The following is a 19,674-nucleotide window of genomic DNA, read 5'->3' on the forward strand; positions in this document are numbered from 1 at the left end:
GTGGTTCAAATCCACTTCCCGCCACCAAATAAAAGATAAAACAAAGCCTCATAATCTGAAAAGATTTTGGGGCTTTGTTTTAATGCTCAGGTATTTTATTTAACTATCTGTTGAATTTGTGGTAGTGCAATTTATTTGTGAAGATAAGGCTATAGGACTTACGCAAAACTAAATCCTGTAGAGGCAATTCATGAATTGCCTCTACGTAAATGAACCGCAAGCTCCTATAGAATTAGTATAAAAATTTTTAGGTACTATTTCTTTGATCATTTTCACAATACTCCAGTAATTATAATTAAACCTCATCTAAGTTGAGAACCGTAGTTTCCGCCCTCACCCTAAATCCCTCTCCCAGATATGGGAGAGGGACTTTGAAATTCTGGCTCCCCTTCTCCCAGATTTGGGAGAAGGGGCTAGGGGATGAGGGCAAATCCTTTTGATCACAGAAGAACTACAGGTTTCAAGATAGACGTGGTTTAAAGAAACAATTACACAGTTAGTTAATTATGAAAGTAATATTTAGCTTTGTACCACCTGGAGGAGGAGAACAAGATTATCAGTTGGAATTTGATCTCCCAGCAATTCCACAACCAGGGGACTATATTAAAATAATGCGTGATGGTGAAGACGGAGAAGCAAGTTATATTGTTCGTAGAACTTGCTGGAATCTTACTTGCAGCACTAGCAAAAAGGATCTAAAAAGTATCGTTGTAGAAGCAGAGTTTGCTAAAGGGGCATTTTTAGATTCCGCTTCACATACATTAAGTGTAGAGAGCTATGCCAGTCGTGGTTTTCAAGTCAAGGCTTTTGATAGCTCTACGTACTAAAATCTAAAAGTATTAACCATGAATATTAAAGTAGCAATTTTTTTTAATATTCTTGCTACCATTTGATTATTTAAGTTAATTTTACAGGCATCTGTAGGTAAAGAAAGTTGTGTTTGATCGCCTGTTCAATTCTGAGAAGCAGATTTTTGATCTATTCTGGAAGATATAGCCATCCAAAAAGCGCGGAGAATCATGGTTGTGAAGTTGCAGCGACCAATTTTAGTGGGAGGATTGGGACTGTCCTTTTCCCTGTGGATGTTGGACAGTTGGCACGATTCTATAGTGCAGGTGGGTGAGTTTGGTTTATTGAGTGCCTTAGCTGTAGGTGGGGGTTTATGGTTATTCCACCAAAATCGCCCGAAAGACAGTTTAGAACAACTAGATGGTATGCTCCTAGATCGGGCGACTGTGGAAAGTGCGATCGCTAAAGCTGAAACTGTAATAAACCAACTGGCACAAGAAGTAGAAAACCATCGGGCATTAGAGACACTCAGAGAACAAGTTGCCCAATTGCTGTTGGAATTAGACAGACAAGAAATTAAAGTGGCTGTAACTGGCGGGAAATCCGTGGGTAAAAGTACTTTAATTCAAGTGCTAAAGCAAAATCTAGAGACACGAAATTTAGTGTCTTTAGAAGAGACAGCACCTTTATTTAGAGAAGCAGGTGAAAATTCCGATGCAGCTATTTTAGCAGAAGTAGCAAAATCTGATTTTGTGCTGTTCCTGACAAACGGTGATTTGACAGACTCAGAATTTCAAACCTTACACCAGCTAAAAGCAGCAAATCAGCCCACGATGCTGGTTTTCAACAAACAAGATCAGTATTTAGCCGATGAAAGGGCCAGCGTCTTGATGTCATTGAAACAGCGAATGCAGGGAAATGTAGTTGCAACTGCGGCCTCTCCCATTGCCATCAAAGTCCGAAAGCATGAAGCTGATGGTGCTGTGGAAGAGTGGATGGAACAACCAGCACCAAATATCCAGCAATTGACGCAGCAGTTGGGTGAAGTTTTGGCACAGCAAGGACAACGCCTAGTTTGGGTAACTAGCATGAGGAAAGCTGGGTTATTGAAAGCTGAGGCGAAAAACTGGCTGAATGGAACTAGACGCGATCGCGCCACCCCAATTATTGAACAATATCAGTGGATAGCTGCGGCGGCTGCCTTTGCTAACCCAGTACCAGCCCTTGATATTCTGGCGACTGCGGCAATTAATGCTCAAATGGTAATGGATTTGGGTAATATTTATCAGCAGAAATTTTCCCTAGAACAGGCGCAAACCGTCGCTGGAACAATGGGAAGTTTGATGCTGAAATTGGGTTTAGTTGAACTTTCTACAAAGGCGATTAGTACTGTTCTTAAAAGTAATGCCATTACCTTTGTTGCTGGTGGGGTAGTGCAGGGAGTAAGTGCAGCTTATCTGACTAGAGTGGCAGCGTTAAGTCTAGTTGAGTATTTCCAACAGCAGGAAATAGCGAGAGATTCTGGAACTGGTTTGAATTTGGAGAAATTGCGGCAAACCTTGCAAAAGGTATTTGGGCAAAATCAGCAAATTGGTTTTTTGCAGGGGTTTGTTAAGCAAGGTGTGAAGCGTTTGTTGCCAGAGGTGCAGCAGGTTGAATTACTTGCTGTTCAGAAGGTTGTGGGTTAAGTTCACACAAAGGCGCAGACTTTTTCTTTGCGCCTTTGTATTAGGGTGAAAATATGGTAATCGTTGCGACTCCTGTTTGAGGATAGGTAGATCATCAAAACGCCTTATCTTACAAACCCCGAAGGTGTTTTTAACAAAGATTTGTTAGAAACTATTGACATAAATGAGCTTCAAAACCTAGTTATTCAAACTAGACACAGGTTGGAAGAACGTATTAGTTTTCAATCTCCAACCACCTCAATGTTTGTACAAATAACTCATTTGGCAGCTGAAGCCGAAGCGGCTAATGAATCATCAATAAAATCTCATAAATTCCAAGAAGCATCTATCAGATAAAACTTATTACATATAGTAATCCTACTTGAATCTTGCTCAGTATACTGAGAAGTCAAGCTTTGTATGTCAAGCTTCTAGGCAGCTTGATTGTTCAAAAATCAAATAGGAGTCCTATATATCCATCTTATTGTGTGCCAGTTGAAAGAATCATCAATAAAGACCAAGTTATTGAATATATTAAACAATTTCCAGCCTTTGATTTAGAATGTGCGATCGCCCTTGTATTTTCTGCTTTTTTGCTGGTTCAGGTTTCCTAGATTTAGGTTTTGAAACCAGCGATTATAACATTGTTTATGTCAAAGACATCTTCTGGCAATTCATGACAGTATATTGCCATTTACGCGGAGATTCACTTTTTAGTTTTTACTTGTTAAGCAGAGAATGACACTTGCATGGTGCTGTAGATAAACCTAAAATTTACCCAAGCCTAAATTAGGCTTGGGTGCATCCAATAATTATCCTGAGAGTTACGAGTTACCAAAAAATTGTGAATAAGAGTAGTTAGCTAAACAGCGCCACTGTTTCTATTAAATAGAATAGCTATAGTTTTGAAAATTAGCTTTAAATCGTACACCAAACTCCAATTTTTTTGATACTGCAAATCCAGGCGAATTACATCTTCAAAACTACGAACTGTAGAACGCCCATTTACTTGCCATTCGCCAGTCATACCGGGTTTAACATCGAAACGTTGCCACTCCGGTACTTCATAGCGTTCCACTTCATCAGGTGTGGGTGGTCGGGTGCCTACTAAACTCATCTCTCCTTTGAGGACGTTCCAAAATTGGGGTAGTTCATCAAAACTAGTTCGCCGTAAAAAGCGCCCTACCTTAGTAATTCTGGGGTCATTCTCATTCTTGAAAAAAGCACCTTGCACTTGGTTTTTGACTTCGGATTTCTTCGCTTCCGCATCCACACACATAGAGCGGAATTTCCAAATCTTAAACTGCTTTCCCATCCAACCACAACGGGTTTGACTAAAGAAAATGGGACCAGGATCATTAATTTGAATAGCGATCGCAATTGGAATAAACAAAACTCCTGTAATTAATAAACCAATTACTGACCCCACAATGTCTATGAACCGTTTCATCCAAGATGCCACAGAAGGGTGAGTAGTGGGTAACTGCTTTACTTTACGGGAAGTTGTCTTCCGATTATCTACTAAGTCTTCTTGCTCTATTAACGACCCCTCGTCCACAGACTCTAGGGGAAAAACTTGATCCAATCCGGTAAGTTTTAGGACTGCCATTACCTGAGGTGTTACATTCCGCAGTGTTAATGTAATCTCTTTCGCCTGAGCGTATTTAAAATTACTGACCAGGGCACCTAAACCACTACTATCCATAAAAGTAGTTTGGTGAAAGTCAATAATGATTTGCTTGGGATGTGAATTGGGCTGGATTAAGCCTTGGCAGGTTTGCTTAAAGCCTAAAGCCTCTAGCACGCTCAACCGCGTAGGCATCTGCACTATAGCCGTGTCGTTTAGGGAATTAACTGGAAAATCGACCTCTGTCGGTTGGCTAGTCATCAAGCTCTGCACTTTCGTTGCCATGTATAATGTAATCTGCCAAACATTATTTGTCCTAGAAAATTACTTAATCTAATATCGGAATCAGTAGTAATAAGGACTAATTGCTATTTACCCGGGCTGAGATTGGAGATCGCTAGCGACGATTCACAATAGAACAAGAAGCCAAAAAATATCCTTGCTGTTGTGCCGACGCAGCGCGATCGCGTTGCTCTGATCAAATGATTGCTAAAACTACGGTTACACCTACTGCACGCCTGATTGAGGTCTTTTCTGCCATTCAAGGAGAAGGACTGAATGTAGGGACACGTCAGATTTTTATTCGTTTTGCTTTGTGTGATTTGCGCTGTCACTTTTGTGATAGTGCCCAGACTTGGAATGCACCAGCGACTTGTCGGATAGAGCGATCGCCTGGATTGCGCGACTTTGAAATCCACTCTAACCCTGTTCCATTACCAATATTAATGGAATGGGTGGAACGACAAAATCTACCTTGTCTACACGATAGCATTAGCTTAACTGGGGGTGAACCACTTCTTCATGCCCAATTTTTAACGCAGTTTCTACCCGAAGTCCGAGCCATAACTGGTCTACCTATATACTTAGAAACTGGCGGACATCGCCCAGAACAGCTAGCGATGATTCTCCCCTACTTAGATTCTGTGGGTATGGATTTCAAATTGCCCAGTGTTAGCGGCGAAAGTCATTGGCAAGAACATAGTAAATTTCTCCAATTATGTCATGACTCATATTTAAATGTTTTTGTCAAGATAATTGTGTCTCAAAACACAGATCCCGCCGAATTAGAACGTTCAGCTTTGCTGGTGGCAAAGGTTAGTCCAGATATCTCAGTATTTTTACAACCTGTTACGCCTTTGGCAGCATTTGAACAATTTTCCCCAATCTCTGTGCTTGCGCCTTCGAGCGATCAAGTTTTGACGTGGCAAGCTTTGATGAAGAGGTTTGTCAAGCAAGTGCGTGTGATCCCCCAGACCCATAAAATGCTGAACCAGCTTTGAAGAGTCAGAAGTGAGGAGTTCACTTATAATTTATAATTCCTGTACAGACGCGATTAATCGCGTCTCTCCTAACTCCTGTACAGACGCGATTAATCGCGTCTCTCCTAACTCCTAACTCCTAACTAATTACAGTCCGCCCTCATCTGTAGTTCTGGATTGAGCTTTTGCCTTATTGGCACTGCGTTTGAGACCAGAGAGCCTTGCTTCGTATTTCGACCGTTGGCGCTTACTAGGAGTATTGTCAATCAGGGTTTTCAAGGCACTACCAAGACTCTTGTAGGCATTGGGGAGGCTATAACCAAAACGAGTTGCCAAGGCGATCGCTTTTTCATCAGCATTAAGCAATTCTTTTAGTTGCTTTTCCCCACTATTCTTTTGGTACAGTCGCCAGCCTGACACACCACACAGCGACAAAGCTAACACCAGCAGTAATCCATCTTGTACCCATAATTCGCCTACAGCACCACCTAAACCGATGGCTAGTGCTGCCATTTCCCAACCATCTTTAGGAATTGTGTCATTTTGAACGCGAGCAACTTCATGCCAGAACAGCAGATTACGCTGATCCATAGCGAGGGCATCCCATTTCACCAAGTCAATTTGAATTTCTACCTGGTCTTTACCAATTTCCTCGCAACGGACCAGGGGTGGATTGACCTCAGTTGTGCCTTCAACCGTGACCCAGCTTTGCAATTCTGGCGGTAATAAGCTTTTCAACCGCCGAAGTTCACTCATTTCCGCTTTGGCAGAGGAGGTTGCATAGGATGTCATAATATCCAGCCCCAGAAAATTTCAGTATATAGTGAGGGTATCACTTTGGAGTATAGCTATTTAAGTGATGATCCGGCTCACTCGCTCTTAAAACTTCCTCGCTTTTTTCGCGCTTCCATTGCTTTTTCAAGCAAATCTAGCAATCCTGGGGCTTCTTCTTGGATACTGAGTAACAATCTTTCCCCAATTTCTATATTCCCCGGATCAAGACCTGTTACCATCACTTCTTTCAGGCGAGGTATCGCTATGCCATCCACAATCTGAATTAAGCCACTCAAGCAACGGTGAAATTGTCTTTCTGTGAGAATGGAGTCTTCTAAAGGAAACTCAATAATGGCACGGATTTCGCCATCGGATGGGTCATACTCCCATTGCAACATTTTGGTTTCCCAAGAAATGGCAAGCATTGTCTGTAGGATAGCTGCCTTGTGGGGATGGTCTTGAATTCCTCCCAGAACTTGAGGGGTAAATACCCGAAAAAATTTTCCCTCTTCATCCAGCTGGACAACTATTAGGAAATCTTCTAGGTTATCAGCCTCCACACCTGTTATAATTCGGTCTTCTTCATCATCCAAACGGTAGTCCCAACCAAGGTTGTCTAAATAGTTGGCAATCTGTTTGAGGTTAGCTCCCATAAAAGCCTCATAAGGAACGTGGAGCAGCTGTTATCAGCCTAGTTTAACCTGCTAATGAGAGTTGTTTGGGTTGGTGTGGATACTTCTCATCACATAGAAGTATGCAATTAGGATATGGGGCATTGGGCACTTGTACTGACTTGTACTGAGCGACGCGTTGCCCTGAGATTTGCCGTACTCCTCCGGAGAAGCAAGCTACGCGTAGCGTCTCGTAGAGAAGGGTGGAAGTAGCGTTGCCGTTGGCGCAGCCTCTCGTAGAGAAGTATTGGGCATTAAACATAAAAAAATAGATGATCATTATGCGCTGTGAATGATATTTTCTGAAGGACTTTTGCTCATTATTAAAGAAGCGCACTTCAAATGGTTGTTTCGCTAGGTTGTCAATGTATTCTGGAAATGGAATTCTTAAATCAAGCACCGCCATAAATTGGAATTAAACCTGTGTCTGCTAAAGATGCTTTTCATACAGTATCTGTTGTACTTTGAAATAATGCTGCAATTCCTTCGTCACAAATCAAATTTCTTAAATATCTGTAATTTTCAGTTCCATAAGGGCCTTAGATTGCCTGCAACGCTTTGAACAGTCTATAGCGTCATTGGATAGCAATGAACACTTGAAAGCAGAACCAGAGCGATGTCAGCTTCACCGAGACTCATATCAAAGTCAAGTTGACGAGCTAAAGTCAGAAATCGCAGAATATGAAAGACTTATTAATTGCGACACCAGCAACCCTTTAAAAATTAAAGTTGATTCTTTAAATAACCTGCCAAATGCTTTAATTAAAGCTCGGATAGCAGCCCAAATTAGTCAGCAATAACTTGCTGATATATTAGGACTTGATGAACAAAGAGTGAAAGAGTATGAGGTTACAGATTATCAATGTGCCAGTTTTGTAGAAATTCTCGAAGTCAGCACTGCTTTGGGTGTTGAATTTGAAACGGCAACTATGCAAGTAGATTTTGCAGAAATAGAAGCAGTTAAAAAAAGCGTGGAGAAATGGCGCAAAGAAAAACTGAATATTAAAACTAAAGCTTCAAAAGATTACTAATTTTTTGGGACGGAGCAACTTACCATCGTTCCAATAAAATTAAAGCTTTTTTGGAATCTCTAAATAGAGATTTACCACAAGAACAATGGAAAATAGATTGTGTTCGTTTTGCTCCCAATTGTCCAGAACAAAATCCAATTGAAGATATTTACATCGTATTTGATTTCTCCTCTCTTGATATCTACGGAGCTTATTCAAAAATCAAATAGAATTCCTATATATATCTGCGATCGCTCTCTTGTTTTACTTTGCATCCTCTAGTTAAAAAAGAGCGATCGCTTTTCTTTATTAGCGTGGGCGGTTCGTGAAAAAGAGCGATCGCTCTCTTGTTTCGCTGTGCTTTGTGCTTTCGGGAAATTAAGCAAAATTAAATAAATCATAAAGTGCTTACTGGTAAATATATTTACTGGAATATAAGCAGTATTATCACTTATAAAGATTACTTCTTGACAGTGAGGCAAAAAACATATACTTTTTAAGTAGGAGATATCTAGTGAACCTTATTGATTGCCGTTGTTGATCCTGCGACGGTCAGCCAAAAAGTCAGCTTTACGTATAATTTTCTTTGATGTGTTTTTTTCGAGTAAGTGGGAATAATGTCCTAGATATCTCCACAATTTTTTGAAGAGTTGATTATTCCACGAGATAATACATAGTAATGATAATCCCTAAAAAACGACAAATTTCAGGCATCACATCACCTCCTCAATTATCCTGTTTATTCAGCCATACCCACCTGATTGTAACTATTTTAGGACTTACACAAAATATCTCTCAAACTCTGATTTCTCCGTGTCCTCTGCGGTTCGTTATTCCGTAACTCGTGCGTAAGTGCTATATTTTTAGGCGCTCTTCTTTTGCACCTCTGTCACACAAAAAAAGGCGAACTTTTTGGGTTCGCCTTAATCATACGCTGTTGCTAAATCCAAACTCAAATCTAAATCTTCGCTTCTTCTCTCACCAACTTATCCCAACCCAAATCTTTCAAATTATTATTTCGACGTAGCGGACGAGTCACCAACTCTAACATGTCACGCGCATTCGTAAAGCCGTGAATTTGAGCAAAAGTGAACTCCACAGACCACTTAGTATTAATACCGCGTGCTTCCAACGGATTAGCATGAGCCATACCAGTAATTACCAAATCTGGTTTCAACGCATAAATTCGCTGAAGTTGATTGTAATTATCCGGCTTCTCTACAATCCTTGGCAGAGGTGAATTCATTTCCTGGCATGTTTTCTCCAGCAATGCCAATTCAGCAGCTTGATAGCGCTTATCCATGTAGGGAATGCCGATTTCGTGAACCGTCATCCCACAACGGATTAAGAATCTTGCTTGGGAGACTTCCAGCAAGTTATCACCCATGAAGAATACAGATTTACCGCGAATCAGTTTCACGTAATCTTCCAAACCTCCCCAAATTTGAGCTTCCCGTTCATCCAAACCCTTGGGAGTAATACCGAACACCGAGCAGATTTTCTCAATCCAAGCGCGGGTGCCATCGGGACCAATGGGGAAGGGTGCGCCAATGAGTTTACACTTGCGGCGGCGCATTAAGGTGGTAGCTGTGCGGCTGAGGAAGGGATTGACACCAGCGACATAATACCCTTCTTCCAGTACTGGCAATTCTGTGAAGCGCTTCGCGGGTAGCCAGCCGGAAACTTTGATGCCTTGTTTCTTTAGTTCCAAGGTTAACTGAGTAACTACGGGGTCAGGAAGGGAGCCAAAGAGAACCAGTGGTGTGTGATTTACGTACTCTGATTCATCTTGGGCAACATCTTCTTTCTTCTTACCGAAGTTGAGCAACTTAGCGATCGCATTACGTTCAATTTTCTCAGTTTCCGCCACCGGAGCCTTATCAGGACAACGGTTAGCCATAGCAGCTAATACGGTGTCTTCCCCTTGGGTGAAGGCGTAATCTAGACCATTTGCACGCGCAACAACGATGGGAATACCGATTTCGGATTCTAGCTTCGGTGCCAAGCCTTCCAAATCTGTTTTAATAATTTCGGTAGTGCAAGTGCCAATCCAGACAATTACACTCGGATTGCGATCGCGTTTAATCTGCAAGCACAACCGCTTTAACTCTTCATAATCATTCAGCTGTGCCGAAATATCGCCCTCTTCCAACTCTGCCATTGCATAGCGAGGTTCAGCAAAAATCATCACTCCCATCGCGTTTTGCAGGAAGTAGCCACAAGTTTTTGTCCCAATCACCAAAAAGAAGCTATCTTCAATTTTTTGGTATAACCACGCCACGCAGCTAATTGGGCAAAAGGTATGGTAATTCCCCGTTTCACATTCAAAGTTTAAAGCTTCCGGTTGTTGAGCGACAGTCATTTTGGTTTTTTCTCCCCTTGATATTTAATAGCAGTTCAAGCAATTTTAGATTTTAGATTGACAATTTTGGTGAAGCAGCGCGGTCTTGGGGGTTTCCCCCCATGAATGACTGCTGAACCCGTTCGCGTAGCGTCTCCCCTTGGGAGAAGGGATTAAAGACTGGGACAACAAAAGTAACTTAATGTCTGACGACAATTTCCCTAATTCCTAATCCAAAATCGTTCGACTGAGCGTAGCCGAAGTCCCAAATCTAAAACTTAAAATTCCGAGGAACGGCAATAATTAAGCGTTGGGGAAGAGACGGGCAATTTCTGATTCATCAAAAACGCCTGCTGGCAGTTCTTCCCCTAAGAAATCGTTACTTTCTTCAGCCTTTTGCAAAGCTATTTGCTCGCCCCAGACATCTGACAACACGTCTTTAAACGCATTCTCATCTAATGGACTATCTTCAAGCGCCTCGTCGTCATCCAGCTTTATTTCTATTGCAGTTGTTGTATCGAAGGCAATTTCCCCAAACTCATCTGCTTCTAGACTAGAGATTTGGAGAGACTCATCTTTTGAGTCGTGTTCGTTGGATAAGGAAATATCGCCAAAGGCATTTTCGGTTTCCTCCAACTCGCCGCTCCCCAGGCTTTGATCATCAGAATCCACGATTGCGAACTCTTCAACTACCGCCACCAACCCAAAGCCATTTGTATGAGAATGTGTCAATGTTTCATTTTTAGGCTTTTCGTCAATGACAACTGCTGAATCATCTCCGTATTTTTCCGGTTCTGGGTTGATGGCAAAGCGATTACCGAGAGCGAAATCTGGGTCAAAATGCAAATCCAGCACCTCAATCAGCGTATCGGCATCAGGATTAAGTTTGGCAAAGGGCAACATTAACTGCGCTAGCTTTGGCTCTAGGGCGTTAACTACTCCCAGGATGAGGTAAGAAGGTGGTCGCTTCCCGCCATCAGGGGTGTACACTGATTCCACTTGCATGTGCAGGGTAATCCAGTCTCGATTGTTCTGGAAAAATTGCAACCACTTTTGCTTTAATGAATCTGTAAAGCTGTGAAAGAAAGCCATATTATTGCCCCCATCCTGAGAACTTAATGATTTATACAATCATCAAGTCTAGTTCCTCTTCTGAATTAGGAACCTGGGGTTTACCCGGATTTAAATAAAAATCGGACAACAAAGAGAACAATTCCCGATCTGGTGTGTCGTTAGGTACAACACCTTCGGGACGCGCCAAAATTTGGTCGGCGATGTTGAGGTAGTAATCGCAAACGTAGTCTAGGGAAGGGTCCTGCTCTGCCATCTCAAACAAAGTCTTCCCCTTCACACGGGAAACACGGATATCTTCAATCAAAGGCAAAACTTCTAGAACTGGCATGGGCACAGCTTCTATATATTTTTCAATCAAGTCGCGTTTGGAGGTGCGGTTGCCAATTAACCCAGCTAAACGTAGTGGGTGAGTTCGGGCTTTTTCGCGCACTGAAGCCGCAATCCGGTTAGCAGCAAACAAAGCATCAAAGCCGTTGTCTGTAACGATCAGGCAGTAATCTGCATAGTTGAGTGGTGCTGCAAAACCACCGCAAACTACGTCACCCAGAACATCAAAAAGAATTATATCGTATTCATCAAAGGCGTTGAGTTCCTTAAGTAATTTTACGGTCTCACCGACTACGTAGCCGCCGCACCCAGCACCCGCAGGTGGGCCACCAGCTTCTACGCAATCAACACCACCGTAGCCTTTGTAAATCACATCTTCCGGCCAGACATCTTCGTAGTGATAGTCCTTTTCTTGGAGGGTGTCGATAATTGTGGGAATCAAAAACCCAGTCAGGGTGAAGGTGCTGTCATGTTTGGGGTCGCAGCCAATTTGCAGCACTTTCTTGCCACGTTTAGCTAGGGCGACTGATATGTTACAGCTAGTTGTGGATTTGCCGATACCACCTTTTCCGTAGACTGCTAGTTTCACTGTTGTTTGCCTCTTATAGCTTTTTATCAAACTTGTGGCTCAAACATTTGCCTTCACCTGTGCTGAAGATGGCGATGCGTGAGGTCTGTTGATGTCATTATTGGGCAAATTACATAGAAAAGAAAGTGGCTCTGAATCTGTAAAAGGGTCTAATATCATGAATTAGAGATTAATTCTATGTATTTAATATTTTATCAAGATTAAAGACTTTATTAGCTCTAAAAACAGTCAATAAAAAGTTTTTATTAGTTATTTTTATAAAAATAGTTACAAAATACAAAAAGCTCTAATTGGCTTTTTTGAATGGTTTTCATAGAATTAGCTGATGGTTATACAAAGTGTGTTCAGGGCATTGGGGCGCAGAGTCAAGGGGAAACAGAGGTATATGCAGCCTGATGCTGGAAATACTACTGGAATTTGCGTTAGCGTAGCTCACCGTTCGCGTAGCGTCTCGTAGAGAAGGTATCGCAGATAAATTGACAGTTTTCAGTCGCTAGCGAAAGTCCTTTAATTGCTGCTTGAGAGCAAGTTAGTCTGATTTTGTAAAAAATTATTAAATTACTAAATAAGAGGCAGCAGCCCACTGATGGGCATTCCCAGTCAGAGACTGGGAACGAGGGGAATTACGCGATTTTGTTAAAATCTTTCGGCTGTGCTGATTAAGGTAATTAGGACACCTCAGTTTCAAGTCCGTGAATTTCCTGTAATGTTTGCCAGCCAGCTTGCCACTGGGAGTTATCTTGTAATAATTTGGCATTTATCCAGAAACGGACTTTCGGATCACAAGCAGCAACCATTTCGGCGTAAACCCACTTAGCCTGATTTTTACGGTTGACAACTTGGAAGTGCCGCCAGCCATCAACTTTTTGCTGTGCAGTCCACTTAGAACCAACTAGGTAAGGAAATTTTTGTTTTTTTGTCATTAGTCAATTGTCTCTCCTCTGCTTCCCCACTCCCCAGCTAAGATCGAAGCAAATCACCATTACGGGTAAACTTCTGACAATGCAACTCACTATCTTGCTGGACACATAGCGAAAACCATCTGATATGGCTCCAGCAGGTGTTGATGTTGTTGGTAATTTTGCGCTTTTTCTTGGAAAGTCGTTGCCTTACAACTTCATTAGGGCAAAGAATTTCTAATGTACCTGTACCATCTTCGTAATTGACGATGCGAAATAGACAGTCTTGCAACATCGCACGGCTGCTGCTGTCGAAGAATCGCTTAAACCTCTGTAGCTTTTCCCCTTCAGTCATTTGGCTGATGGGTTTTATTTTCAAGAAATCCTCATCCTCAAAGTCATCATCTTCAAAGTCGTAGGGGTCAATCATTTTTAGCATCCACTAGGCGACCTGGGATTATGGTAACTCTGTGTGGGGGCAGGAAGGGAATGGTGAGGCAAGGTAGAAAAATTTTAATACGTCATGCTTGGTGTATGCATTTAGATTTATGCTGAGGTTCAGCCGACTTCAGCAATAACCTTTCCAATTTCTTGAAGGCTTGCACCTGTTGCCAGCATCGCACGTATCAACAGTTCAATTGAAACTGAAGCATCACCATTCTCTGCCTTAGCAACACGCGGTTGACTTGAGTGAATTCTCTCGGCTAAATCAACTTGTGTCATTACTTTTTGTCGTCGTGCTTTTAAACTCCGGCTGAGTGCTAATTTGATTCCAATCAGAGCATTTTCTTCTGGGGTTAGTTCCAAAAATTCTGAAACTGTACCAACCTTCCAACCCCTTGCTTCTAGACGTTCCTTTTTTAGTTGATCCATGACTAATCCTGTCTATCTGTATCGTATTTACTCAATCGCTTTTGACAATTCTCAATCACTTGCTCAGGTGTTGTTCGTGTAGTTTTATTGAACACCTCAACAATCAAAATGGCATCGTCATCAATTCGATAAATGATTCTCCAATTTTTGTCCACGTCTCCAATGCGTAACTCATAGCAATGCGCTCCAATAGTTGGCATTGGTCGTGAGTGAGGCAATTCCAGGTTCTCACCTTGCTGCAAGCACCTCAACAGAAAACCTGCCTCAACACGAGCTTCCTGACTAAAAGGTGGAGTTTTAACCTCGCCGCGTAGCCAGACTAAAGGTTTATCATCGTTATCCATCCCATTTTTATATCATATCTGATATACTCTAGTTGTCGCCAGCAGCCCAACAAGTCGCTGCACCGACCATAGAGCATCCCTGAGAGGTTAAGACAAAATCATTTTTGTCATTTAATTCGTTATGAAGCGATCGCAATTCAATCAGGCAAGGTAGAAAATAACGAAGCAAATTTAGCCCTTGCGTGTCGTTCCTGTAATCTCCGTAAAGGAACTCGTATTAGTGGCATTATGGTTGCTTCCAACACTGAAGTTAGTTTCTTTCATCCCAGACAGAATAAGTGGAGTGAGAATTTTCAGCTTGATACTCAATCTGGCAAGATTATAGGCATTACTTCCTCTGGAAAAGTCACGTCGCTTCGCTCCGAATTCAAAATTCAAAATGACGCTCGCGGACTCGCTCTCCGTGGCGCTAACAAAATTCAAAATTAATGATCCCCCTAAATTTATTTAGTTGCTCTGTAAACGGACTTCGTATTTCTTGCGCTGTGCGTCTCGAAATACATTTTTTTGCTTCTCCATAAATAAATTTAGGGGCTTGTATCCTTTTCGTTTTCGGTCACTATCGAATATTTGGAGATGAACAGTATTTCTCAAGTGGCAGCCCGACAATTAATTATGGATTCGCTTGAGTTTGTTTCCGTAGTTGTACAGCAAACCCTAAATGGGAAATGGGGACTAGGGGAAAATACCACTTCCACAAGATGTGAACACCGATCTAGGCGATCGCTCTCCTGTTCTTACAATATCTATTGAGAACAGAAATTTTCTTGACTTGGTGTTCTGGTGGTAGCCTCCGACAAGCTGCTGCACCTCTACGTTCCTGAAAAAGCCTATGCAACCTACTAATCCTAACCAATTTACAGAAAAAGCCTGGGAAGCGATCGCCCATACTCAGGATATTGTTAAACAATATCAACAACAGCAGATAGAAAGCGAACATCTGCTGAAAGCGCTGTTAGAACAAGATGGACTAGCCAACGTTATCTTTACTAAAGCAGGTGTTAATCTTCAAAAACTGCGCGATCGCACTGAACAATTTTTCCAACGTCAACCGAAAGTATCCGGTACTAGCAGTTCAGTATACTTAGGACGCAGCTTGGATACACTTTTAGATCGGGCAGATGCGTATCGCAAAGAGTTTCAAGATGAATATATTTCAATTGAACACTTGTTGCTGGCTTATGCTAAAGATGACCGCTTTGGTAAAGGTTTATTCCAAGAATTTGGTTTAGACGAAGGCAAACTAAAAAATATTATTAAACAAATTCGGGGGAGCCAAAAAGTGACCGACCAAAGTCCAGAAGGCAAATACGAAGCACTGGAAAAATATGGGCGTGACCTCACAGAAGCCGCCCGTAAAGGTCAACTAGATCCGGTGATTGGGCGGGATGATGAGATTCGCCGCACTATCCAAATTTTGTCACGCCGCACCAAGAATAATCCCGTGTTAATTGGTGAACCAGGTGTTGGTAAAACTGCGATCGCTGAAGGATTAGCACAGCGGATTATTGCAGGTGATGTACCTCAATCTCTTAAAGATCGCAAGCTCATCGCTTTAGATATGGGTGCTTTAATTGCCGGAGCAAAATTCCGGGGTGAATTTGAAGAACGCCTGAAAGCAGTATTAAAAGAAGTTACCGAATCTGGCGGCAAGATTGTTTTATTTATTGATGAAATTCACACCGTTGTCGGCGCTGGTGCAACCCAAGGCGCTATGGATGCGGGTAACTTGTTAAAACCGATGTTAGCGCGGGGCGAATTGCGCTGTATTGGGGCGACAACCCTAGATGAATACCGCAAATATATCGAAAAAGATGCTGCATTGGAAAGACGCTTCCAGCAAGTTTATGTGGATCAGCCTAGTGTAGAAGATAGTATTTCGATTTTGCGCGGGTTGAGAGAACGTTATGAAAACCACCACGGGGTGAAGATTTCTGATAGTGCTTTAGTTGCCGCAGCGATATTGTCGAGTCGATATATTAGCGATCGCTTCTTACCAGATAAAGCAATTGACTTGGTAGATGAAGCCGCCGCGAGACTGAAAATGGAGATTACCTCTAAACCAGAAGAACTTGACGAAATCGATCGCAAAATTCTCCAATTGGAAATGGAGAAGCTATCGCTGCAAAAAGAAAGTGATGCAGCTTCTCGTGAACGTCTAGAAAGACTGGAAAAAGAAATTGCCGATCTCAAAGAAGAACAAAGAACACTGAATACTCAATGGCAATCAGAAAAAGATATCATTGACAAAATTCAGTCCGTTAAAAAAGAGATGGAACGGGTTAACTTAGAGATTCAGCAAGCAGAACGCGACTACGACCTTAACCGCGCTGCGGAGTTGAAATACGGCACTTTAATCAGTTTGAATCACCAATTAGAAGTAGTAGAAGCTGAATTGGCAAATACTCAAAGAAGTGGTAAATCACTATTACGGGAAGAAGTCACAGAAGCTGATATTGCGGAAATTATTTCTAAATGGACAGGGATTCCCATTAGCAAATTGGTGGAATCTGAGAAAGAAAAACTGCTGCATTTAGAAGATGAACTGCACCGCCGCGTGATTGGACAAGAAGAAGCAGTCACAGCTGTAGCGGATGCAATTCAGCGATCGCGGGCTGGATTGGCTGATCCGAATCGTCCGATCGCTAGCTTTATTTTCCTTGGTCCGACGGGTGTGGGTAAAACGGAATTGGCGAAAGCGCTGGCGGGGTATATGTTCGATAGTGAAGATGCGCTGGTGCGAATCGATATGTCTGAGTATATGGAAAAACACGCCGTCTCTCGTTTAATCGGTGCGCCTCCAGGATACGTAGGTTACGAAGAAGGCGGACAACTTACAGAAGCAATTCGGCGTCGTCCTTACTCAGTGATTCTCTTCGACGAAATCGAGAAAGCACACCCGGATGTATTCAATATCTTCTTGCAAATTCTCGATGATGGTCGCGTCACCGATGCCCAAGGTCATAAGGTGGACTTTAAGAACGCTATTATCATCATGACCAGCAACATCGGTTCGCAGTACATTCTTGATGTCGCCGGGGATAACGCCCACTACGACGAAATGCAGCGTCGAGTCATGGAAGCGATGCGAAATAGCTTCCGTCCAGAGTTCCTGAACCGAGTTGACGAAATCATCATCTTTCACGGTTTGGATAAGAAGGAATTGCGGCAAATTGTGCTGTTGCAAGTTGAAAGACTACGCCAAAGACTGGGCGATACCTCCGGTGGGCTTCGCCAACGCAAAATATCCCTAAGACTTTCTGATATTGCACTTGACTTTTTAGCAGAAGTAGGATACGACCCAGTATATGGAGCGCGTCCACTGAAACGAGCCATTCAGCGAGAGTTAGAAACCCAAATTGCTAAAGGCATCTTGCGCGGCGAATTCAACGACGGCGACACCATCTTTGTAGATGTGCAAAATGAAAGATTGTCGTTTAGCCGTTTACCAGTCGAGGTATTTACTGGATAATTAAATTCATTAAAAACCTTACGCAAAGACGCTAACTTACACAAGAGCGCCTTTGCGTTTTTTTGAAACTCATTTCTATCCAATTTTTCCAGACTAATTTTGAATGCGGACTGGTATTATACCAATTATTGAAGATTGGTAGTTTTCTCTTATTTAAACAAATAATTCTTACTCCGCCTCATCTGACAGGCCAACTTTTGAATATCTCTTTATTTCGTCGTATTTGACTCCCCAACTTTCAAGAGCTAGTAATGCTGGCTCTAGCAACTTACCCAAATCAGTGATTGAGTATTCAACTTTTGGTGGGATTTCTGGATAAACTTTTCGACTAATTACTCCGTCATTTTCTAATTCCCTCAATTGCCTTGTCAGAATCCGTTGAGACAATTCTGGAAATGTACGTTTAAGTTCGTTGAATCGCTTTGGCCCATTGAGCAAATGATAAAGAAGTACACCTTTCCATTTATCTGCAATCACGTCAATAGCAGCCTCTATGTAGCAGCCTTGTGCCCCATCATAAGATACGTGTCTCATTACAACCTCCTCTCAGCCTATAGAACAGTAACACTGGTGTTACTAGCACACAAAAATGTGCGCTCTTACGCAATCCTAAACAATTTTGCATAATCAGAGTGCAACTTCACAAATCAACAACTAGATGAAAATTTTTCTGACTGGGGTATCAGGTTATATCGGTGGATCAATCGCTACTGCCTTATTAGCTACCGGATATGAAGTAGTTGGCTTATGTAGATCGGCAAAAAAGGCTGAGTTACTGGAACAAAGGGGCATTACACCTGTCATCGGTACCCTAAGCGATGAACAAACTCTCTTTCAAACTGCCCAGTCAGTGGATATTGTGATCAATGCCGCAGATGCAGATAATCCATTTGTTGTAGAGGTACTACTCCAAGCACTTGCAGGCTCAAGTAAGAAGCTGATCCATACAAGTGGCTCAAGTATTGTGGGCGATCGCGCCGCTGGCGAATACAGCGATCGCATTTTTCATGAAGATATTCTGCGTCCAATTCGCTTTGAAAAAGTTGGGCGCGTAGCAGTTGATACCCAAGTAATCGAGGGTGTTGTTCGGGGAGTGCATTCTGTGGTTATGTGCCCTTGCCTCATCTACGGTTATGGCACTGGTGTAAATACTCAAAGTATACAAGTTCCTAGAATGATTGAAGTTGCTAGGAAATATCAAGCGGCTCGATATATTGGCAAAGGAGAAAACGTCTGGTCTACAATTCACATTGAAGTTGTAGGTGCCTATTTACTTGCACTTAAAAAAGCTCCTGCTGGCTCATTTTTCTTTCTCGAAAACGGCGAATCGAGTTTCAAGGAAATTGCTGAAATGATACATAGCAAGCTTAGTTATAAGGGAACAGCTAAAAGCTGGACTATAGAGGAAACGGTTCAAGAATGGGGACAGGAAGCTGCTCACTTTGCTTTTGGTTCCAACAGTCGCATTAATTCAAGCAAAGCGAGAAATTTTTTGGGATGGATACCCAAACATTCATCTGTGAGCGATTGGCTAAAGAAGGAATTAAAACCATAAGGTTCTTTATCGAAAAAATTAAAACTTCATAGAAAGCAAACTCCACTTAGGTTTTGAGCAAAATATAAAGACGCTACTCAGTGATTCTCTTCGATGAAATTGAGAAAGCACACCCCGATGTATTCAATCTCCTTATAAAGGAGAGGGAAGCTAGAGAGAGGATGAAGTTTTCAATGCGGTTTCTCATCCACCACTGATTGTTCGCGTAGCGTCCGGCAGGGAAGACCAGCAAATTCATACTTCAAATCAGCAGCGCTGGAATTTTTTATTCATTCTTACACATAACTTGTCGCATTTTACGCATATTTGTAGGTAACTCAAAGTTCATAGCTTGTTGAATAAAAATTGAAGGTATGGGGATATTAGGCGTAGCCTGCACACTGTAAGCTAGTAGAGTACCATT

At 42.1% G+C, this 19,674-nt stretch carries 22 protein-coding genes and 4 pseudogenes; 12 read left to right on the forward strand and 14 right to left on the reverse strand.

Features of this window, described 5'->3' with window-relative positions:
• The first annotated feature begins 506 nt into the window (after positions 1-506).
• From ACYTXL_RS01320 to ACYTXL_RS01335, 4 genes and pseudogenes are all read left to right on the forward strand, one after another.
• Entirely contained in the window at positions 507-827 is a 321-nt protein-coding gene (locus tag ACYTXL_RS01320) for a hypothetical protein (protein ID WP_461923153.1), read from the forward strand.
• A 192-nt stretch (positions 828-1,019) separates the two neighbouring features.
• Positions 1,020-2,477, forward strand: a complete 1,458-nt coding sequence (locus tag ACYTXL_RS01325) for a YcjF family protein (RefSeq protein ID WP_461923154.1) — start codon at positions 1,020-1,022, stop codon at positions 2,475-2,477.
• 467 nt (positions 2,478-2,944) lie between these two features.
• Positions 2,945-3,070, forward strand: coding sequence for a hypothetical protein (locus tag ACYTXL_RS01330; protein WP_461923171.1), 126 nt, complete (start codon positions 2,945-2,947; stop codon positions 3,068-3,070).
• Positions 3,019-3,156 (forward strand): annotated as a pseudogene (locus tag ACYTXL_RS01335) (modification methylase NmeDIP); the annotation flags it as partial. The gene ACYTXL_RS01330 and the pseudogene ACYTXL_RS01335, both read left to right, overlap by 52 nt.
• Positions 3,157-3,318: 162 nt before the next feature.
• On the opposite strand, the gene ACYTXL_RS01340 reads toward ACYTXL_RS01335, so the two are convergent.
• Complete coding sequence (locus tag ACYTXL_RS01340) at positions 3,319-4,368, reverse strand: sugar transferase (RefSeq protein ID WP_461923155.1); 1,050 nt, start codon at positions 4,366-4,368, stop codon at positions 3,319-3,321.
• Positions 4,369-4,565: 197 nt separating this feature from the next.
• Between ACYTXL_RS01340 and ACYTXL_RS01345 the strand changes: the two genes are divergently transcribed.
• A complete protein-coding gene (locus tag ACYTXL_RS01345; protein WP_461923156.1) occupies positions 4,566-5,363 on the forward strand; it encodes a 7-carboxy-7-deazaguanine synthase QueE in 798 nt (265 codons plus the stop codon).
• A gap of 126 nt (positions 5,364-5,489) precedes the next feature.
• On the opposite strand, the gene ACYTXL_RS01350 is transcribed toward ACYTXL_RS01345, so the two are convergent.
• The 3 genes from ACYTXL_RS01350 to ACYTXL_RS01360 form a co-directional block, all read right to left on the reverse strand.
• Positions 5,490-6,134, reverse strand: a complete 645-nt coding sequence (locus ACYTXL_RS01350) for a DUF3318 domain-containing protein (RefSeq protein ID WP_292795981.1) — start codon at positions 6,132-6,134, stop codon at positions 5,490-5,492.
• Positions 6,135-6,211: 77 nt separating this feature from the next.
• Positions 6,212-6,769, reverse strand: a complete 558-nt coding sequence (locus ACYTXL_RS01355; RefSeq protein WP_461923157.1) for a hypothetical protein — start codon at positions 6,767-6,769, stop codon at positions 6,212-6,214.
• Positions 6,770-6,812: 43 nt separating this feature from the next.
• A complete protein-coding gene (locus tag ACYTXL_RS01360; protein ID WP_461923158.1) occupies positions 6,813-7,049 on the reverse strand; it encodes a hypothetical protein in 237 nt (78 codons plus the stop codon).
• A gap of 316 nt (positions 7,050-7,365) precedes the next feature.
• Here ACYTXL_RS01360 and ACYTXL_RS01365 point away from each other — a divergent pair, with 316 nt between their 5' ends.
• The 3 genes and pseudogenes from ACYTXL_RS01365 to ACYTXL_RS01375 form a co-directional block, all read left to right on the forward strand.
• A complete protein-coding gene (locus tag ACYTXL_RS01365; RefSeq protein ID WP_461923159.1) occupies positions 7,366-7,587 on the forward strand; it encodes a hypothetical protein in 222 nt (73 codons plus the stop codon).
• Positions 7,588-7,620: 33 nt separating this feature from the next.
• Positions 7,621-7,818, forward strand: coding sequence for a hypothetical protein (locus tag ACYTXL_RS01370; RefSeq protein ID WP_461923160.1), 198 nt, complete (start codon positions 7,621-7,623; stop codon positions 7,816-7,818).
• Positions 7,806-8,027: pseudogene (locus tag ACYTXL_RS01375) on the forward strand (IS630 family transposase); the annotation flags it as partial. The gene ACYTXL_RS01370 and the pseudogene ACYTXL_RS01375, both read left to right, overlap by 13 nt.
• A 48-nt stretch (positions 8,028-8,075) precedes the next feature.
• Here the strand turns inward: ACYTXL_RS01375 and ACYTXL_RS01380 are convergent.
• The 8 genes from ACYTXL_RS01380 to ACYTXL_RS01415 form a co-directional block, all read right to left on the reverse strand.
• Positions 8,076-8,198, reverse strand: coding sequence for a hypothetical protein (locus ACYTXL_RS01380; RefSeq protein ID WP_461923161.1), 123 nt, complete (start codon positions 8,196-8,198; stop codon positions 8,076-8,078).
• Positions 8,199-8,755: 557 nt separating this feature from the next.
• Positions 8,756-10,159: a ferredoxin:protochlorophyllide reductase (ATP-dependent) subunit N gene (locus ACYTXL_RS01385; protein ID WP_461923162.1), complete on the reverse strand. Its 1,404-nt coding sequence runs from the start codon at positions 10,157-10,159 to the stop codon at positions 8,756-8,758.
• 282 nt (positions 10,160-10,441) lie between these two features.
• Positions 10,442-11,230, reverse strand: coding sequence for a DUF5331 domain-containing protein (locus ACYTXL_RS01390; RefSeq protein ID WP_461923163.1), 789 nt, complete (start codon positions 11,228-11,230; stop codon positions 10,442-10,444).
• Positions 11,231-11,261: 31 nt separating this feature from the next.
• Positions 11,262-12,128 carry a ferredoxin:protochlorophyllide reductase (ATP-dependent) iron-sulfur ATP-binding protein gene (gene bchL, locus ACYTXL_RS01395; RefSeq protein ID WP_196528135.1) on the reverse strand — a complete coding sequence of 289 codons (867 nt, stop codon included), beginning with the start codon at positions 12,126-12,128 and terminating at the stop codon, positions 11,262-11,264.
• A gap of 668 nt (positions 12,129-12,796) precedes the next feature.
• Complete coding sequence (locus ACYTXL_RS01400; protein ID WP_099103731.1) at positions 12,797-13,051, reverse strand: TIGR02450 family Trp-rich protein; 255 nt, start codon at positions 13,049-13,051, stop codon at positions 12,797-12,799.
• Between the two features lie 37 nt (positions 13,052-13,088).
• On the reverse strand, positions 13,089-13,466 hold the full coding sequence (locus ACYTXL_RS01405) for a hypothetical protein (protein WP_461923164.1): 378 nt from the start codon (positions 13,464-13,466) through the stop codon (positions 13,089-13,091).
• A gap of 119 nt (positions 13,467-13,585) precedes the next feature.
• Complete coding sequence (locus ACYTXL_RS01410) at positions 13,586-13,900, reverse strand: helix-turn-helix domain-containing protein (RefSeq protein WP_461923165.1); 315 nt, start codon at positions 13,898-13,900, stop codon at positions 13,586-13,588.
• Between the two features lie 2 nt (positions 13,901-13,902).
• The gene (locus ACYTXL_RS01415) at positions 13,903-14,244 is read right to left on the reverse strand and encodes a type II toxin-antitoxin system RelE/ParE family toxin (protein WP_461923166.1); all 342 of its coding nucleotides are present in this window, start codon (positions 14,242-14,244) and stop codon (positions 13,903-13,905) included.
• Between the two features lie 228 nt (positions 14,245-14,472).
• Here ACYTXL_RS01415 and ACYTXL_RS01420 point away from each other — a divergent pair, with 228 nt between their 5' ends.
• Together ACYTXL_RS01420 and clpB are read left to right on the forward strand one after the other, a co-directional pair.
• The gene (locus ACYTXL_RS01420) at positions 14,473-14,673 is read left to right on the forward strand and encodes a hypothetical protein (RefSeq protein WP_461923167.1); all 201 of its coding nucleotides are present in this window, start codon (positions 14,473-14,475) and stop codon (positions 14,671-14,673) included.
• Between the two features lie 403 nt (positions 14,674-15,076).
• Complete coding sequence (clpB, locus tag ACYTXL_RS01425) at positions 15,077-17,716, forward strand: ATP-dependent chaperone ClpB (RefSeq protein WP_461923168.1); 2,640 nt, start codon at positions 15,077-15,079, stop codon at positions 17,714-17,716.
• 168 nt (positions 17,717-17,884) lie between these two features.
• Here clpB and ACYTXL_RS01430 read toward each other — a convergent pair whose 3' ends face one another.
• The gene (locus tag ACYTXL_RS01430; RefSeq protein ID WP_461923169.1) at positions 17,885-18,250 is read right to left on the reverse strand and encodes a winged helix-turn-helix transcriptional regulator; all 366 of its coding nucleotides are present in this window, start codon (positions 18,248-18,250) and stop codon (positions 17,885-17,887) included.
• A 124-nt stretch (positions 18,251-18,374) separates the two neighbouring features.
• Between ACYTXL_RS01430 and ACYTXL_RS01435 the strand changes: the two genes are divergently transcribed.
• Together ACYTXL_RS01435 and ACYTXL_RS01440 are read left to right on the forward strand one after the other, a co-directional pair.
• Positions 18,375-19,271 carry an NAD-dependent epimerase/dehydratase family protein gene (locus tag ACYTXL_RS01435; RefSeq protein WP_461923170.1) on the forward strand — a complete coding sequence of 299 codons (897 nt, stop codon included), beginning with the start codon at positions 18,375-18,377 and terminating at the stop codon, positions 19,269-19,271.
• A 77-nt stretch (positions 19,272-19,348) separates the two neighbouring features.
• Positions 19,349-19,468: pseudogene (locus ACYTXL_RS01440) on the forward strand (AAA family ATPase); the annotation flags it as partial.
• A 68-nt stretch (positions 19,469-19,536) separates the two neighbouring features.
• Here the strand turns inward: ACYTXL_RS01440 and ACYTXL_RS01445 are convergent.
• A pseudogene (locus ACYTXL_RS01445) lies at positions 19,537-19,674 on the reverse strand (cyclase); the annotation flags it as partial.

Source organism: Nostoc sp. (genome assembly GCF_054880495.1).

What these genes read in the sequence shown, in the direction of transcription:
- ACYTXL_RS01320 (WP_461923153.1), top strand. Translation starts at nt 507, where the DNA reads ATGAAAGTAATATTTAGCTTTGTACCACCTGGAGGAGGAGAACAAGAT.
- ACYTXL_RS01325 (WP_461923154.1), top strand. Translation starts at nt 1,020, where the DNA reads ATGGTTGTGAAGTTGCAGCGACCAATTTTAGTGGGAGGATTGGGACTG.
- ACYTXL_RS01340 (WP_461923155.1), bottom strand. Translation starts at nt 4,368, where the DNA reads ATGGCAACGAAAGTGCAGAGCTTGATGACTAGCCAACCGACAGAGGTC.
- ACYTXL_RS01345 (WP_461923156.1), top strand. Translation starts at nt 4,566, where the DNA reads ATGATTGCTAAAACTACGGTTACACCTACTGCACGCCTGATTGAGGTC.
- ACYTXL_RS01350 (WP_292795981.1), bottom strand. Translation starts at nt 6,134, where the DNA reads ATGACATCCTATGCAACCTCCTCTGCCAAAGCGGAAATGAGTGAACTT.
- ACYTXL_RS01355 (WP_461923157.1), bottom strand. Translation starts at nt 6,769, where the DNA reads ATGGGAGCTAACCTCAAACAGATTGCCAACTATTTAGACAACCTTGGT.
- ACYTXL_RS01360 (WP_461923158.1), bottom strand. Translation starts at nt 7,049, where the DNA reads ATGTTTAATGCCCAATACTTCTCTACGAGAGGCTGCGCCAACGGCAAC.
- ACYTXL_RS01380 (WP_461923161.1), bottom strand. Translation starts at nt 8,198, where the DNA reads ATGATTTATTTAATTTTGCTTAATTTCCCGAAAGCACAAAGCACAGCG.
- ACYTXL_RS01385 (WP_461923162.1), bottom strand. Translation starts at nt 10,159, where the DNA reads ATGACTGTCGCTCAACAACCGGAAGCTTTAAACTTTGAATGTGAAACG.
- ACYTXL_RS01390 (WP_461923163.1), bottom strand. Translation starts at nt 11,230, where the DNA reads ATGGCTTTCTTTCACAGCTTTACAGATTCATTAAAGCAAAAGTGGTTG.
- ACYTXL_RS01400 (WP_099103731.1), bottom strand. Translation starts at nt 13,051, where the DNA reads ATGACAAAAAAACAAAAATTTCCTTACCTAGTTGGTTCTAAGTGGACT.
- ACYTXL_RS01405 (WP_461923164.1), bottom strand. Translation starts at nt 13,466, where the DNA reads ATGCTAAAAATGATTGACCCCTACGACTTTGAAGATGATGACTTTGAG.
- ACYTXL_RS01410 (WP_461923165.1), bottom strand. Translation starts at nt 13,900, where the DNA reads ATGGATCAACTAAAAAAGGAACGTCTAGAAGCAAGGGGTTGGAAGGTT.
- ACYTXL_RS01415 (WP_461923166.1), bottom strand. Translation starts at nt 14,244, where the DNA reads ATGGATAACGATGATAAACCTTTAGTCTGGCTACGCGGCGAGGTTAAA.
- ACYTXL_RS01420 (WP_461923167.1), top strand. Translation starts at nt 14,473, where the DNA reads ATGGTTGCTTCCAACACTGAAGTTAGTTTCTTTCATCCCAGACAGAAT.
- clpB (WP_461923168.1), top strand. Translation starts at nt 15,077, where the DNA reads ATGCAACCTACTAATCCTAACCAATTTACAGAAAAAGCCTGGGAAGCG.
- ACYTXL_RS01430 (WP_461923169.1), bottom strand. Translation starts at nt 18,250, where the DNA reads ATGAGACACGTATCTTATGATGGGGCACAAGGCTGCTACATAGAGGCT.
- ACYTXL_RS01435 (WP_461923170.1), top strand. Translation starts at nt 18,375, where the DNA reads ATGAAAATTTTTCTGACTGGGGTATCAGGTTATATCGGTGGATCAATC.